This is a genomic window from Tardiphaga sp. vice304, from assembly GCF_007018905.1.
Classification (GTDB): Bacteria; Pseudomonadota; Alphaproteobacteria; order Rhizobiales; family Xanthobacteraceae; genus Tardiphaga.
On the sequence record NZ_CP041402.1, the window covers coordinates 4378079 to 4392884 of the forward strand.

At 58.1% G+C, this 14806-nt stretch carries 16 protein-coding genes and 1 pseudogene; 6 read left to right on the forward strand and 11 right to left on the reverse strand.

What is annotated here, in order from left to right; translation table 11 throughout:
• Nucleotides 1–241: 241 nt before the first annotated feature.
• A complete protein-coding gene (locus tag FNL56_RS20870) occupies nt 242–1675 on the forward strand; it encodes a TadE/TadG family type IV pilus assembly protein (protein WP_143574848.1) in 1434 nt (477 codons plus the stop codon).
• A 454-nt stretch (nt 1676–2129) separates the two neighbouring features.
• On the opposite strand, the gene FNL56_RS20875 is transcribed toward FNL56_RS20870, so the two are convergent.
• From FNL56_RS20875 to FNL56_RS20890, 4 genes are all read right to left on the reverse strand, one after another.
• The gene (locus tag FNL56_RS20875) at nt 2130–2510 is read right to left on the reverse strand and encodes a hypothetical protein (RefSeq protein ID WP_143578239.1); all 381 of its coding nucleotides are present in this window, start codon (nt 2508–2510) and stop codon (nt 2130–2132) included.
• Nucleotides 2511–3105: 595 nt separating this feature from the next.
• The gene (locus FNL56_RS20880; RefSeq protein ID WP_143579181.1) at nt 3106–3981 is read right to left on the reverse strand and encodes a DUF7946 domain-containing protein; all 876 of its coding nucleotides are present in this window, start codon (nt 3979–3981) and stop codon (nt 3106–3108) included.
• 113 nt (nt 3982–4094) lie between these two features.
• On the reverse strand, nt 4095–4373 hold the full coding sequence (locus FNL56_RS20885; protein ID WP_143574851.1) for a hypothetical protein: 279 nt from the start codon (nt 4371–4373) through the stop codon (nt 4095–4097).
• A gap of 17 nt (nt 4374–4390) precedes the next feature.
• Complete coding sequence (locus FNL56_RS20890; protein ID WP_143574852.1) at nt 4391–4774, reverse strand: helix-turn-helix domain-containing protein; 384 nt, start codon at nt 4772–4774, stop codon at nt 4391–4393.
• Nucleotides 4775–4910: 136 nt separating this feature from the next.
• Between FNL56_RS20890 and FNL56_RS28650 the strand changes: the two genes are divergently transcribed.
• Genes FNL56_RS28650 through FNL56_RS20895 form a run of 3 tightly spaced genes read left to right on the forward strand, consistent with a single transcriptional unit; the run spans nt 4911 to nt 5470 of the window.
• Nucleotides 4911–5036: a hypothetical protein gene (locus tag FNL56_RS28650; protein WP_256365912.1), complete on the forward strand. Its 126-nt coding sequence runs from the start codon at nt 4911–4913 to the stop codon at nt 5034–5036.
• A gap of 9 nt (nt 5037–5045) precedes the next feature.
• Nucleotides 5046–5204 carry a hypothetical protein gene (locus FNL56_RS27830; RefSeq protein ID WP_168202993.1) on the forward strand — a complete coding sequence of 53 codons (159 nt, stop codon included), beginning with the start codon at nt 5046–5048 and terminating at the stop codon, nt 5202–5204.
• Nucleotides 5201–5470, forward strand: coding sequence for a hypothetical protein (locus FNL56_RS20895; RefSeq protein ID WP_143574853.1), 270 nt, complete (start codon nt 5201–5203; stop codon nt 5468–5470). Before FNL56_RS27830 ends, FNL56_RS20895 begins: the two co-directional genes overlap by 4 nt.
• Before the next feature lie 22 nt (nt 5471–5492).
• On the opposite strand, the gene FNL56_RS20900 is transcribed toward FNL56_RS20895, so the two are convergent.
• Complete coding sequence (locus FNL56_RS20900; protein WP_143576300.1) at nt 5493–5636, reverse strand: RlpA-like double-psi beta-barrel domain-containing protein; 144 nt, start codon at nt 5634–5636, stop codon at nt 5493–5495.
• A 175-nt stretch (nt 5637–5811) separates the two neighbouring features.
• Between FNL56_RS20900 and FNL56_RS20905 the strand changes: the two genes are divergently transcribed.
• Nucleotides 5812–5973 (forward strand): Flp family type IVb pilin, encoded by a 162-nt coding sequence (locus FNL56_RS20905; protein ID WP_143574854.1) that lies wholly within the window; start codon nt 5812–5814, stop codon nt 5971–5973.
• Between the two features lie 520 nt (nt 5974–6493).
• Here the strand turns inward: FNL56_RS20905 and FNL56_RS20910 are convergent.
• From FNL56_RS20910 to FNL56_RS20935, 5 genes and pseudogenes are all read right to left on the reverse strand, one after another.
• Nucleotides 6494–6736: a Pam3-gp28 family putative phage holin gene (locus FNL56_RS20910; RefSeq protein WP_143574855.1), complete on the reverse strand. Its 243-nt coding sequence runs from the start codon at nt 6734–6736 to the stop codon at nt 6494–6496.
• 210 nt (nt 6737–6946) lie between these two features.
• On the reverse strand, nt 6947–7723 hold the full coding sequence (locus FNL56_RS20915) for an NlpC/P60 family protein (protein WP_168202994.1): 777 nt from the start codon (nt 7721–7723) through the stop codon (nt 6947–6949).
• 842 nt (nt 7724–8565) lie between these two features.
• Nucleotides 8566–8997, reverse strand: a complete 432-nt coding sequence (locus tag FNL56_RS20920) for a hypothetical protein (protein WP_143574857.1) — start codon at nt 8995–8997, stop codon at nt 8566–8568.
• A 439-nt stretch (nt 8998–9436) separates the two neighbouring features.
• Nucleotides 9437–10572: pseudogene (locus tag FNL56_RS20925) on the reverse strand (IS3 family transposase).
• Between the two features lie 164 nt (nt 10573–10736).
• Nucleotides 10737–11111, reverse strand: coding sequence for a response regulator (locus tag FNL56_RS20935; RefSeq protein ID WP_143578242.1), 375 nt, complete (start codon nt 11109–11111; stop codon nt 10737–10739).
• Between the two features lie 783 nt (nt 11112–11894).
• Between FNL56_RS20935 and FNL56_RS20945 the strand changes: the two genes are divergently transcribed.
• Nucleotides 11895–13361 carry a sensor histidine kinase gene (locus FNL56_RS20945; protein ID WP_143574861.1) on the forward strand — a complete coding sequence of 489 codons (1467 nt, stop codon included), beginning with the start codon at nt 11895–11897 and terminating at the stop codon, nt 13359–13361.
• A gap of 17 nt (nt 13362–13378) precedes the next feature.
• Here FNL56_RS20945 and FNL56_RS20950 read toward each other — a convergent pair whose 3' ends face one another.
• Nucleotides 13379–14602 (reverse strand): alpha/beta hydrolase, encoded by a 1224-nt coding sequence (locus tag FNL56_RS20950; RefSeq protein WP_210245422.1) that lies wholly within the window; start codon nt 14600–14602, stop codon nt 13379–13381.
• Between the last annotated feature and the right edge of the window lie 204 nt (nt 14603–14806).

A 14806-nucleotide genomic window follows, 5' to 3' on the forward strand; every position in this document is an offset into this window, starting at 1 on the left:
TCCGACTCCGGTGCTGATTCACACGCAGGAGCGCGCAGCCGCTACAATTTGACAGGAAAAGCAGAGTGAGAGGGGGCTAACAATCGATGCTCTGAAGCAGCGAAGTTCAAGGAGTGTGATTATCTAAATACTAACCCCTTGGTGGTACGTATCTCCCGCATGGCGCAGTGGGGAATTTACTGCGACAGGGCGCAGCATGGTGTGGCGCCCTGTCAAATTGCGACCGGCAAGGGCGTGAATTATGCAGACAGGTTTGGTGCAGCTGTTGAGCCGGTTTCGTAGGGATGAGCGCGGTAGCATTGCGCTGCTCTACGGCATCACGGTCGTGCCTCTGATCATAACCATCGGATGCGCCGTAGATTACACCCGCGCCGCAAGCGCCCGCGCAGCATTGCAGGGCGCCGCGGATGCGGCCGGCGTTGCTGCCGTTTCGGCAAAATCGCCGGGTTTCTTGGCCGCGCAAGCTATGACGTCCGACGGCCAGGTCAGTTCGGGCGTGACCGACGCGACACAATTTTTCAATGGCCGGACGTCTACGATCGGAGGCGTCAGCAACCTTTCCCCCACTATCACCGTGGTGAAGGACGGCAAGGTCGTAAAGTCCACAGTCGCTTTCACTGCCAAAGTGGCAACCACCTTCATGGGGATCGCCGGCTGGAGCAGCATGACCGTCTCAGGCAGTTCGAGTTCCGAGGCGTCGCTGCCGACATTTCTTGATTTTTACCTGATGCTCGACGTGTCCGGCTCGATGGGGCTGCCCTCGACCAATGCCGAACAGACCCGGCTGGCCGCTATCAACCCGGACAACTACAAATCCTATCCAAACGGTTGCACCTTTGCCTGCCACTTCACCGCCAACAATGCCTGTTCGGACTCTGATCAGAAGTATTCGACCGGCGGCAAGTGCATGGGGTTCCCGTTGTCGCGGACGGCGGGAAACTCCGGAAACTCGCCGGTTGGGGCATGTTCCACGCCGGGCACCAGCGCCTGTATCCAGTTGCGCGCGGACGCCGTCGGCTATGCCGTGCAGCAACTACTTATCACCGCCAACACCACGGCAAAAGTGGCGAACCAATTCCGGATTGGGCTTTATCCCTACATCCAGAAACTGTACGCCTATTTTGCACTGACCAGCGCCATCTCAGGATCGGCGACGAATTCAAGCACCATCAACTATGCCGCGGCCAATCTGGCGACGCTGCTGGATACCGGGCAGAACGCTACGCTCGGCTCGGGCGGCACGCATTTCGAAAATGCATTTCCGACGATGAACTCGCTGGTCACCAGCGTAGGCACCGGCTCAACCGCGACCGACACGCTGCCCTTCGTTTTCCTAGTGACCGATGGCGCGCAGAACAACCAGACCCAATGGGGCGGGGGATGGGCGGGCGACAATCACGCCACTGTGGTAGACAAGAATCTTTGCAACGCCATGAAGACGCGCGGAATTACGATATCGGTACTTTATATTCCATATCAGCCGATCCAAAACCCGACCAGCTTCGGCAACAATGAAGACTATTACGTCAACGCGATCATCCCGAACATCCCGACCGCTTTGTCGCAATGCGCCTCGCCTGGATTCTTTTTCACCGCTAATACCCCGGACGATATCACGACCGCTTTGAACAAGATGTTCCAGCAGGCGCTCGTATCGGCACATATCACCAATTGAGGAGCGAGCTCCGTTGAACCAACAGCATTTAATATTTATTTCGAAAGTATTAGTATTATTTTGCAAACCAAGCGACGGACGGTTCGACAGCCTGTTGTGAGACCGCATGATTGAGAAGTCTGAAGACGATATTTCTGAAGAGTGCTTGCGCCTTCTGAAACTTAATAAGATAACGCGGTTCATAAACCACGTGTCAATTGTTCCGATCGGACCTAGCGGCACGCCAGACAACTGGACGTATGGCGTTCTTGATCCGAATTCAGAAAACAGTTCAGCTCAGGATGCACGCAGAATTATATTAGAGGTTGCGAGCCGGTGGCGCCTGAAGGACTGAAAGATGAAGCGTGAGGTGCGAGCGCTCCTGAGCAGTAAGCGAGTGCCACATGGACATCCTCTGGGCAGGCTGCATCTCGAAAAATGCAGAAAAATGGCCCCGATTAAGGGGCCATTCAAATCAATCCTCGTCGTTCACCTCGTAAACCTGAATAATCCGACGAGTGTGCGGTTGAAACACGACAGCCCTACGGTTCACGACGTCGTAATGGTATCCTTCAACTCCGTACTGACGCGGCAATTCTCGCGATCCATGCGGGCCATATCCAAAACGCTGCCCGGGCGATAGATTACCATAATATTCGTATGACCGTGGACGTTCACGATCCCGGTAGATGTATTCACGAGCAGGCTCTCGTTGCTCGACGGGTATCGACGAAGCCACGATCGCACCAATGACCGCGCCTGCGATAGCCGCACCGGCACGATCATCCGCTTTTGCAAGCCCGGGCATTAGCAGCAATGCTGCGGCCGCAGCGACATTCAAAACGTTTAGTCTCATAGCCAATCCTCGCGCTACAATCTGTCAGCCCGCGAGACACTGGGTCAGGATAGTTAACGAAGCGTCAAAATCTCCACGAAGTGATCTTCGTGCGCATCTGCAAACTAGATTTTACCGACAGCCATCCCTCCGGGCAATCGACCGTGCTGCGCATGCTCGCTGTTGAGCGATGATTGGCTGGCTCTTCCCAATGGATACGGGGCATCACTGCTGGCGGACCGGCGGCGCTGCTGGCGCCAGACCTGTAGGCTTTATCACCTCTCCAGCCCGCGTTTCCGGCACCAGTTAACCTAGATATACCAAGACGTTGGCGTGAGGCAGATTGCCCATGGCGGGCGACTCTGACCACTTCCACATGTGGCCTGTTCGATTATCCAGGACCACTACGCTATCAATGGTGCTATTTGGCAGCTTGTTTAAGACCACCATTTGATATCGGTTGGCTGCCGCGTCTTGAGCGCTGGCTTCCGCGGCCAGGACCAGGACTGAGCAGCACGCAGCCGCAAAGTGAGCTAATTGCATTGATTTCTGCCCTAGGTCGGAATGCATGTGAAAAGTTTGGATGTATTAATTTGTGGCATTCTTGACGGCAAAACTACCCTCCAATAGACGGGGCTGGCAGCGACCGAGGTGCGAGATCCGATATATAGAGTTTTTCAAGCTCCCCCGCTTTTAGCTGCGCCTTGCCACGAACGCACAACCACCTCTGATTATCTAACGCCGTTGAATACGGGTTCTTCGCAACTTGAGCGATCGGATCTGTTATCTCGCCGGTGATGCGATCATCGATATGGTCCCTCATCGAAAGTTTGCACGAGCGATTCCGGAAGTCGAACTCCGAGATCAATATCTCAAAATCCTGTGCATCAGTTATCTCGACCTCTTCCGGCGCGTCGATTGCCTCTCTCATCGAAGCGTCAATTGTCACGGAGCCGAAAGCAGGGTCCCCAATGCGCGCACTGCTGCAGCTCTGGCCAACGGGCGCTACAAACATCCTGATAGCTGGTCTCTGCGAGGTCGCAAGCCGCTCCATTGCTTCGATAGCCGTTCGTGGCGTGTGACCCATTTCCTCAAGGAATTTGATCGCAATGTCGCGCGACATATCGGCCTCCTTTGTACGCCCAGCAACCGTCGATATCGCATAATTGACGATTGCTGTAACTGCCTTCGTGGCCGCGGCGGTCGCGGCCTCCTTAATAATAGGAAACATTGGAGCGACGGCAGGCACAAGCACTGTCGTGATTATAGCCGGGATCTCCCAGCAATGAGCTTCGGGTTGCCCCGCTAGGACTCGGACGGACATCGATTTCGTTTTTTTAGCAAACTGCCCCGTCATCACGATCGAGCCCGCGCTGCCGAGAAGTTTAGAGGCGCCCTGAATCGACTGCCCCAGTAAGCCAAGGTCAATTACATGCCCATCGGCGTCCATCCCGTCATATCGAATGACAACCGGCAGAAAATCATGCTGCATAGCGCTCTCCCCACACGAGAAACGCTGTCGCTCAACTGAAAATTGCGCCACTCCAAGGTTTAAAGCTTGGTTAACGGACGAGCCGCGCTCTTGGGCAATGGCCGTGCAGACGCTCAGACCCGATAGATTGCGCTGAAAATCAATTGCCGAGCCTCATCCCGCGTCATGCCAACAGTCAAAGCTTGGAACTTTTCTCTGATCGCTTCCTGACATTCGTCCCGGGTAGGCTTCGTCCCTCGGCAGGCCTCCGGCATCGTCTGGCCCGGAAACGAGACCTCCCAGGACCATTCGTCTCCGAATTTCCGGATCGTCCCGACAATCAGGCCGTCGGCCTTCACCCGGTAGGTCGGGATATCGAATGCTTTATCGAACTTGATGATCCACTTCCACATTACAAGCCAAATCCGGCTTAACGGGTGCGAAGAGCCTGAGCCAGGCTGACGACCGCTTGGCGAACCGAGGGGTCTTTGATCGCCAGCATCGCTTCGATGAGGTCAACGCCGACCTTAGTGGAGACAAATCGCGAGATCGGCGTGCTCTTGGACTTACTGTCCCCGTCGACGCCGTCCAATATCGATACGGCGTTCGTGCCCAGCACTTCTGCTATTTCCGATAGACGGACTGCGCTGGTGCGGTTCACGCCCTTCTCGTACTTTTGAACCTGTTGAAACGAGATTCCAAGGTGCGAACCAAGCTCTTCTTGGCTCATTCCGATGGCCAGGCGCTGGGTCCGAATTCGCTCGCCTATGGCTTTGTCCTTGTCGCCCACCATGCGCGGCTTTATCGTGGTCATCGGGGCCTCTCGATGGAATTCCAAGCGGAAGATCTACCACACTATACCGCAAGCACAACGGGAAGCAGTCAGGAACGAATCGGAGAAATTGAACTTGAATCCGCCGTTCAGTTGCGTCGCGTTCCGGAGTTGCGTCATGTCCTGGGATCTCAAGTTTCCCGCACCCATAGCCGTGCCGCGCGGGAAGCCGCTGGTCACGCTGCGCGACGCCGCCTCCTATATCACCACCCTTCCCGCCGCTACGCAACAGGAGCGAGCCTAGCAGAGCGCCGTGCATGTCCTGCTGCAGGCGGCCGACCACGAAGGGTCGATTGAGTTCGCCCGGCTCGGGGTCGTCCAGGCGCTATATCCGAAGCCGGAGCCGATCTACCACTCGATCAAGAAGGATCCGGTCTGGCGCAACACCCGCAAGTTGGTGAGGGACCCGTGAAGATCGACGATCAGGAGACGGTCATCGTCGCGATCGAGCTCGCCCGGCGAATTCTCGGAAAATATGTCGAGCCTGGGCCGCGAGACGCCGCAGCGACCGTGCAGCGGCTGCTGGAATTGCTGGACGACAACGACCTGATCAAGGCGCTCCACCACCTGAAGCGCCGCCAGACCATCCGGCTTGTCGACTGGCCAAAAACAGAAAAGCCACCACAATTTCATGCGGCGGCCCCCGACTTCGCTGTCTGGCCCACGGTTCAGCTATGAGCCGCATAGGCTACCGGGCTGTTTACTCGAGCCTAACCCGCGCCGTGCCGCCCATCCCGATCGAGCTCGCCGCAGCGCGTGACAGGTCGATGCACCGACCGCGCACGAAGGGTCCGCGGTCGTCAATGCGGACCGCGATCGACCGGTCTTTGAGAACTTTTAAGATCTGACTGCCATCTTAATTCTGCGGACCTCCTACTCACACCGCAAACCAGAGAGCCCGCCGATTTCTCACCGACGGGCTTTTCATTTCCAGTGCTGCCGCAAAATGCCGGCCCGGCTCGCCCAATTTCACCTCGCGGATTAATATACCAAAAACTTTTGTGAGGCAGGGTCTCGCTATGAATATGATCCGTGCATTTTTACGGGACGATTCTGGCGCGACCGCCATCGAGTATGGCCTAATCGCTGCGGGAATCTCGCTGGTCATCATTGCCGTAATTAACGGTATCGGCGGCAAACTGAACACCAAATTTGGCGCAATCAACACCTCTCTTAAGTAAAAAAAGCCGCGCCACCCGAAAGGGCAGCGCGGCGAATTTTTGCAGTCTCCCCCCCTCTCGGGGTGCGTGATAAGCGTCTGTCGATCGCTTGGTTCGGTCACGACTTCAAAATTTCAAGGTGCTGACGGAGCTCTACACGGCAGATTCTTAGCGCGGTCGTAGGCTTTCACTGCGAGCAGTAGGTCCCGCGCTCCTAGCTCCACCGGCCACGGACCGTACGGCGGCGGCGCGGGTTGTATTTGCTCGACGTGAACGACAACTGCTGTGCCCATGCCCGAAAACCAATTATCAGTTATGAGGTTCTCTGACTTTTGCGCTCGTGGTTATCGCAAGCTGAGCCAATTTTTAGGCATTTTATGCAACCGTCATCCCGGCACGCGGAAACTCATGGCGTGATGCCGATAGGCGACCTCCTGCCAGCCCCTGCCTCGCGGTGACGGATTCCAGACGTAGAACCGCGACACTAGGTCAAGAACGACAGGCAGCGCCTTCGCCAGAGCGGCAATGAAGGCGAGCCAGGTCACTGGGTGACAGCGCCCGTCGCCGCCGAAACCGTCAGGACATCCGAACGTGCAGCAACGCCGTCAGGAACGGCCGTGGTGCCCGACTTGACGAACAGGCCCCAGAGGATGGCGCCGACTGAGCCGATCGCCCCCACCAGCGTGGTGACCTGCTCTGCGGTGATGTAGCCCTTGCCGGTCAAGAAGCCGCCGCCAGCGATCAGGATATAGCGGAGGATCTGCCAGATGGAACCCCACTTCATTTTCGTCTCCAGTTGCTTTGAGGTTGTGCGCGATGCCGTCGCGCGGCGGAAAGAGATGGCAGTAGGATTTTATTAACCAAACCGGCCCATCAACTGGGTGCTGGGTAAGGAAACAACTGGGATGCGTATTTTCGTTGAGAGAGTAATTTTCGCCATTTACGGCTTGGCCGTTATTCTCGGCGTTTCGGCCGAAGCATTCGCCCAGATCCACTAGGCGCTCAGGCTTCGGATCCCGCCTTGACGGCATTGGCGGTCGCGCCGATCTTGCGGCCGGCGGCCGGCGGTCGGCAGCGGCACGCCGGCAGGCCAGCGGATCGCCTTGATAGCGCGGGACTTCGGAATCTTGGTGATATTGACGCTGTCGGCCTGGTTGCCGCCGCGGCAATAATAATAGGTGCTGTCCTCACTTTCGTAGAGCGTGACGTGGCCGCCGCCAGTGCGGCTGTAGACCAGCACGGCGCCCGGGGTGGGCACCTTCAGCTTCTGGCCCCAAGAGGCCCAGGCGAGCGCCGAGAGCGGCGCAGAGCACGGCTTGATGCCGTTCACGGCCATGACGTAGCCCATCTGCAGGCCGCACCAGGGGATGCTGTCGTGGTTGTACCAGCCGACGTTCCCCTTGAGGTCCGGGTACCGGCGGATGATCTCGTGGGCCATCTCGATGATGAATGGATTGTCCTTCGAGAAAGGCGCCTCCTTGGTGCCGGTCAGGGCCCGCATGGTTGACAGCCAAGGCGCCACCTTCAGGACCGACGGCGGCGGCGCCACCTTGTCCAACTCCGCCGCGGTCGGCTTGTCGACCACGCCAACAGGCGCCAGGCCGTGGCTGGCCTCGAAGGCCTTCAGCGCTGTTTGGGTGATAGTGCCGAAGCCGCCGTCGGGCTCCAGATCGTATACCGCGTTGCGAAGAGAAAGCTGGACGGCAGTAACGGCCGGCCCGGTTGCGCCCATGCGCAAGGGACCGCCCGCCACGAGGGCAGCGATGGTCATGGTGAATTCTCCATGCGAAAGCGACCGCCGGCGGCGCCGGGCGGTCATGGTGGGGATCGGTTGTGGATTGGCCGCGAGCGCCGTCTCAAGTACGGAACTGCGTGATCCGGCACTTGTCGTGCGTGAAACGACAGGAATAAGATTAAGCCGTTCGAGGGAATGGCGATGTTTATTCTCGAGAAGCTACTGATCGGGCTCGGCGCCGTCGCCGAGGCCGGCATCGCCGCCGCCGGGGTCCTCATGGCGATGGCGGTGTACGGATAGGCCGGGCGCGGCGGGGTCAGGGTTAAGGAACCCTTAACCGACTCGGCACATCTTCGAACCAGTACATGCAAAGCGAGGGCTATCCCCTATGCAATTGTCACCTGGTGATCGAATTGAGCTCAGCGATTTGGGACGACAGAAAAGTCCTAGGACGCGCGTTCGGACGGGCATAGTCCTGCTGATCGCCGGCAAACGTCTCAGCAAGAACGCCGTTTTGATCCGCTTCGATGGCAGATCTACTCCTTGTCGCCTTCACAACAGCTACCTCAAAAAAGCGGATGCAGTTTAGCGCAGGGGCCGGTGATTTTCCGGACTTGATCATGTCCGGCCATGATCTGGCTAATTGGAGCTACTAGAATAATCGGGGCCATGGGGCCCTCGAGGCGCTATCGTCGGCACCTGAATATGCCGACAGGCCGCTGGACGATGCGCTAGCACTCCCGAGAAATCGCTCGCCAGTACGCCGAGCTTTGACGTCTGAGGGGGCAAGTCGTCCAACGCGAGCAGGAATTAATCGGAGACACTAGCATACACTGCCCTAGCCGCACCGCCAAATCATCCTAGCGCTGTATATGTAGTCAGATCGGATGACCGGTCTTGATGTCAAATGTCATTCGAAATGTCCGACCAGCAATAGCGCCGCCAAGTGTGTCGGTGATGGGCAGGGGTGTACAGCGAATTACAGCAAGCGCGGCAGCTTCGCGAATGGCTATCTCGTCCTGCAAGGGACCGTGTGATTGGAACGTGACCTTCGGCTTGCCCAGCAATTCACCAGAACTTTTAAAGCTCATAAGCACAGTGATCTTCGAATTGACTGTGCCGAGCGTGAGCATCGGCGGCAGCCAGCACGATCGCAAGTAAATCGGCAGTGCACGGATCGTGTCGATTTGAGGCTCGGCCGCGGAGCCGCGGTTCATGCCGATAAGGGCAAACGCACACATGGCTAGCGAACGAAAAATCTTGTCGCCTTCTCTCATATTTCCAAGGGTGACTTTCTGGGTTCGGGCCATGCCTGGCTTGTACTGCAGATCAATCGTAGGTGCTAGCGTCCCTCGGCCGAGCCATGGTTCTGCAAGAGCGCGGGCGTGCGGTTAGCGTCACCGCCGCGCGGATCGTCTCCGCCTTCATTTCGTTAGCCTTTGACTTGGCGGCCCTCTCCATGCGGAAGCGACCGCGCCGGCGGTGCCAGGCGGTCATGGTGGTGATCAGGCGTCACCCATTTGGGTGAGACGGCGAGAGTGCGGCTGTCCCTTGCAATGCGGGATCGGGCGCGATTAAAATCTACCGCAAGGGACGGCGGATGAGCGCTTTTGAAAAAGCTATGATTGGATTCAGCCTGATGATTGGTGCAGGAATTGCGACGGCTGGCGTCTTGATGGTTATGGCGATCTACGGCTGATCGTCGCCGGTTCTATGGACTGCTGCCGGTGTTGTGGACAAATCCCAGCCTCACGCCGCGGCGCATTCGAACGCCTCGGGACTGACGCCGCCCAGATGGCTGTGACGGCGGGCTTGGTTGTAGAACACCTCAATGTAATCGAAGACGTCGGCCCGAGCCAGATCCCGGGTTTTGTAGACGCGTTTGCGGATACGTTCCTTTTTTAGACTGCTGAAGAATGATTCCGCGACGGCGTTGTCCCAGCAATTGCCCCGCCTGCTCATGCTCGGCTCCAGGTTATGGGCCTGGCAAAAGCGTTGGAAGTCGTCGCTGCCATATTGACTGCCTTGGTCCGAGTGCACAATCACTCGGCTATCGGGCTTTCTGCGCCACACTGCCATGAGCAATGCGTCCAGCGCCAGTTCTCGGGAGAGGCTGGCACTCATCGATCAGCCCACGACCTTGCGGGCATACAGGTCAACCACCACGGCGAGGTACAGCCAACCTTGCCATGTCCGGATGTAGGTGATGTCGGTCACCCAGGCTTTGTTGGGGGCATTAACCGTGAACGCGCGCTGCAGATGATTGGGCGCAATGATCGAAGGACGACCGGCGATCGCGCGTGGAGCCTTATAGCCACGCACGGCCTTGATTTTGTGCTTTCGCATGATGCGTTCGACACGATGCAGACCGCAACTTTCGCGGGCTTCCCGCAAATCGCCGAACACACGCCGGAACCCATAGACGCCGCCGCTCGCCGCATATGAATCGCGTATCAGATCCAGCAATCTTGCGTCTTCTTTTGCGCGATCGCAAACCGATTCACGTAACCATTCATAGAACCCAGCACGAGAGATTCGTAGCACCCGGCACATCAGTGTGACGGCATATACATGGCGATGCTCGATCATGAAGCGGTACTTCACTCTGGGTCCCTGGCAAAGTACCGCGCGGCTTTTTTTAGCAGATCTCGCTCCTCTTCCACTCGCCGCACCTGTGCGCGGAGGCGCAGGATCTCGCCCTTGGCCTCCACGAGTTCTTTCGATTGCTGCTCGGATTTGTCGGGCGAAACGGCCTTGACCCATTTGTACAGACTGTGCGCCGAAACGCCCAGTCGAGCCGCAACTTCGGGCACGCCATAGCCTCGGTCAATGACCTGCTTGACGGCCTCTTCCTTAAACTCCGGGGTAAATCTCTGTGTACTCACATGCTGCCTCCTATGCTCAAAGGATAGGCCGGGGATGTCTACCGAACCAGAGGCAGTCCAAGGGATAGGCCGGGCTTGTCTACGGATACAGGGGCAGTCCAGCGGCGGCGCGACCAGATCGGGTGCGCGCGCTGCCGCCGTTGGTGCTGCCGGCGTTTCGGTTTTTAAGCAGCCAGTTTGCGGAGTACCGCGGAGATGCTGTCGAAGCTATACGGCTTTGGTAGGAATATGCCTCCCTCCGGTAAATCGCCCTCTTTGATCACATGATTTCCAGAAGTCGCGATGATTTTAACCGGGGGCCAGCGGCCACGTACAAAGTGGGCGAGCTTTAACCCATCCATCGATCCAGCCATCTGGATATCGGTAAAGACTACATGAATATCCGGTCGCGTTTCGAGGATCGCAATTGCCTCATCGGCATCGCCCGCCTCGACAACGTCGAACCCTGCGTCGGCGATCATTTCGGCCGCATTCGTTCGGAGCAGAAACTCGTCCTCCACGACGAGTACAACGAACCGCGGATCTGTAGAACTGGTCATTATTGATTCACCTGCCGTCAAACAGCGCAACTATAGAGCCCTTCGTTCAACGCATGGCGGTATAATATTGCTCATTCTTGAAGCGCAGCAACCGCCTTGGAGACGAGGCTGGCTGCAGTTGCCAGTCCCTTTGACCAACCGAAAAGGGCTGTCCCGGCGGCTTAGCCGCCGCCCGTCGCAGCCGACTGCCCATTAGGGCAGATCGCGACGTCTGAGACGTCCCGGGATAGACCGGACGCCCCACCAAGGCGCGAACGACCAGGACCGGAAGTCCAGCCCGATAAGCCGCGATATCGATTTGAATCAACGGTCTAGTGGCCTAACTTGCGTTGTTGACGATTCTGCAAGGTGAGCCGTTTTGACCAGTATGTCGGACACCGGACATGCCAGAATTGCCCAACCACCGCTCAGCCCTTGGCCGTCATCGGTGATGTGAACGCATGTTGCGCTCCCGGCTTCCTCTGGAAAGGAGCAGCGCCTTGCAGCGACGCCGATTCAAACAATTTGCACCGCTAGATCAACGCCTGTCGCAAGAGGCAGAACGCCTACGTAATTAAGCCAAAGGCACCCCATCAGGGATTGAGCGCGAAACGCTCATTCGCCAAGCCCGGCAAGCGGAGACCGCAGCGCACATGCAGGAGTGGCTTACATTGCCCCGCCTGCAAGCGCCGCGCGCTAATGCCAGAGTATCGCGCCTGCGTCGTAGGGCAACATAGGCATTCAGTCGGTTGCGAGTCTTGCACCGGCGTCAATGATAGCCAAGCTACGGATACGCCCCACTAAATGGATATTTTGGCCAAACCGCAGAACGACGACGATCCTGTTTTCCGGGTTGCTCTCCGCCAATCAGAAATCCGCTACCGTCGGCTTTTCGAGGCCGCCCACGACGGCGTGCTTATCCTGGACTGCGTCAGCCGAAAAATCACCGACGCCAATCCTTTCATGTCGCAACTGCTCGGCTATCGGCATGAAGAATTGCTGGGCAAGGAGCTTTGGGAAATTGGCCTGCTCAAGGACGAGCAGGCGAGCCAGGCCGCGTTTCGGGAGTTGCAGAATAACGGCCACGTCCGTTACGAAGATCTACCGCTGGAATCCAAGTCGGGCGAGAAGCGGGAAGTGGAAGTCGTAGCCAACCGCTACGATGAGGACGGCACACAGGTCGTTCAGTGCAATGTCCGGGACATTACCGAACGAAAGAAGATTGAAGATGCGTTGCGTTCGAGCGAAGAACGCTTTCGCACTCTATTCGAACTGGGGCCCTCGGCCGTCTATGCCTGCGATGCCCGCGGCGTCATTCGGGACTTCAACCAACGTGCTACGGAATTGTGGGGCCGCACTCCGGCACGCGGCGACGACAGCGAACGTTTCTGCGGCTCGATGAAGATGTTCCGACCGGACGGCAGTTTCATGCCCCACGACCAGTGCCCCATGGCGGAGGTGGTCTCGGGAGAATTGGCGGAGGTCAATGACGAGGAAGTAGTCGTCGAGCGGCCCGACGGATCGCGGGTCACCGCCGTCGTCAATATCCGTCCGCTCAAGAATGAGCACGGAGAAGTCACGGGCGCAATCAACTGCGCCTATGACATCACCGAACGCAAGCAAGTTGAAGAGCACCAGCGGTTCCTCATGGGCGAACTCGCGCATCGGGGCGGAAATCTGCTGGCTGTGATCCAATCCATCGTTTCCCGCAGCCTGGCCGGAACGAAGCCACTCGCCGAGGAGCGCAACACGCTCATCCGGCGACTGCAGGCGCTTGCACGCAGTCAATCGGCGCTGATGAGCAAAGGATTCCAGGGCGCCCCTCTGGCCGAGATCGTCCGGCTGGAGTTCGAGGCGTTCACCGACCGGGTGACGGCCAAAGGCCCGGATGTGATGCTGAACTCTCGGGCGGCGCAGACCTTCGCGCTGCTGCTTCACGAACTCGCCACCAACGCTACCAAGTATGGCGCCCTTTCGCTACCCGACAAGGGTGAGGTCGATATTCACTGGTCGATCGACGGGGAAGCCGAGGAAGCCCGATTCAAGTTTCAATGGCAGGAGCGCGACGGTCCACCGGTCGTGGTCCCGGCCCGCAAGGGTTTCGGCAGCCTGTTGCTCGACAGGCTCGCATCGCAGGATTTTGGAGCGCAACCGACAATCGCGTTTGCACCAGGTGGATTGAGCTATTCCATCGACGCGTCGCTCCCGACCATGACAGCCGGGAGCGAGAGGACAAACCTGCTGCGTTCGACTGATTACGCTCGAACCTGAGAGAAGGGTCACACCCGCTATTTTGATGGCGACGCGCCGACCGTGCCGGTTGACGGCCCAAAGCTCTTTTGAAGCTGCGAAACCGCAAAGTCCTGCGCTTCCTTTGCCTTGGCAACCACAGCGTCCATGCCGAAGAACTCATGGGTCACGCCCGCGTAAACCTTGTGCGTGACATCATTGCCGGCCGCCTTCATCTTGTCTGCCAGCATGTCTCCATCGGAGCGCAACGGATCGATCTCGGCATTGATGATAGTCGTCGGCGGAAGTCCCTTTAGGTCGGCGGCGACGAGGTTCAGTCGCGGATCCTGCTTTTCTGCTTCGTTGTTGAGGACCTTGTCGAAAAACCACGCCATCATTGGTGCGTTGAGCGGTTTCGCCGCAGCCTGCTCCTTCTTGGACGGCGTATCCGCGGCCGTCGTCGCAATCGGATAGACCGAGACGATCGCCACCGGTGCTGTGAGTTTCTGGTCGCGGGCCGCCATTGCGGTGGCTACCGCCAAGTTACCGCCGGCGCTTTCACCGACGATCGCCAATTTCGCGGGGTCGCCGCCCCAGCCCTTGGCGTTTTTCAGGATATATTTATAGGCCTCGATCGCCTCGTCATGCTGCGCTGGAAACTTGTGTTCGGGCGCCATCGGATAATCGACAGACACGACGATGGCATTTGCCTTCCGGGCTATCGCGGATGCTGAAGCATCATAGGTATCGAGGTCGGAGATGACCCAGCCGCCACCGCGATAATAGACGATGACCGGAAGACCGGCATCCTTGGTAGCTTTCTCAGGCGTGTAATAGCGCAGCCGCAGGTTCCCCATATCCGCAAAGCGGCTGTTCGAGACCGAAAGGCCCGCGTGAGGGTCTACCTTGAGCTTCTCGTCCTTGATCACCTTCATCACGGCGTCTGTCGCCGATGGTTGCTTGCGGGCTTCGGCGGCGGTAAGGTTTTCGATCGGCTTCGGTTGCAACTCGCCGAGCGCGGCGAGAACCTTCGCCATGTCCGGATCCGCCCTTGCCGCCGGATCGGCTACGGGAGCGGAAATAGTCGTTTTCTCGGTCGGCGTCTGCGCAAACAAGGCGCCGCCGGAAGCAACGATGGCGGTGGTCGCAAGAAGAGCGATCCTCAGTGTAGGGAAGGAAGCCATGCAAAAATCTCCTTTTGGGAACCTCCACACCGGAGGCAAAACTGAAAAGGCCGACCATTGACGGCCGCTAAACAAAAGCGGCGGAGCTTGCTTGCTCATGCCGTCCTTCTTCCCAAGAAAAGGGACCGTAAGGCGAAAGGTTCCGGCCAACTGGATGGCCTTATGCCGTGAACCGGCCGGCGCACTTCCCCCCGATACGCTGGCATCGCTTGGAACCGCGGGCGCTAAGCAAAAAAGGCGGTTGGGCGCTCAGTCACCCAATAAGCCGCGATGATATCTATCGCGTAGGCGATCGACATATCG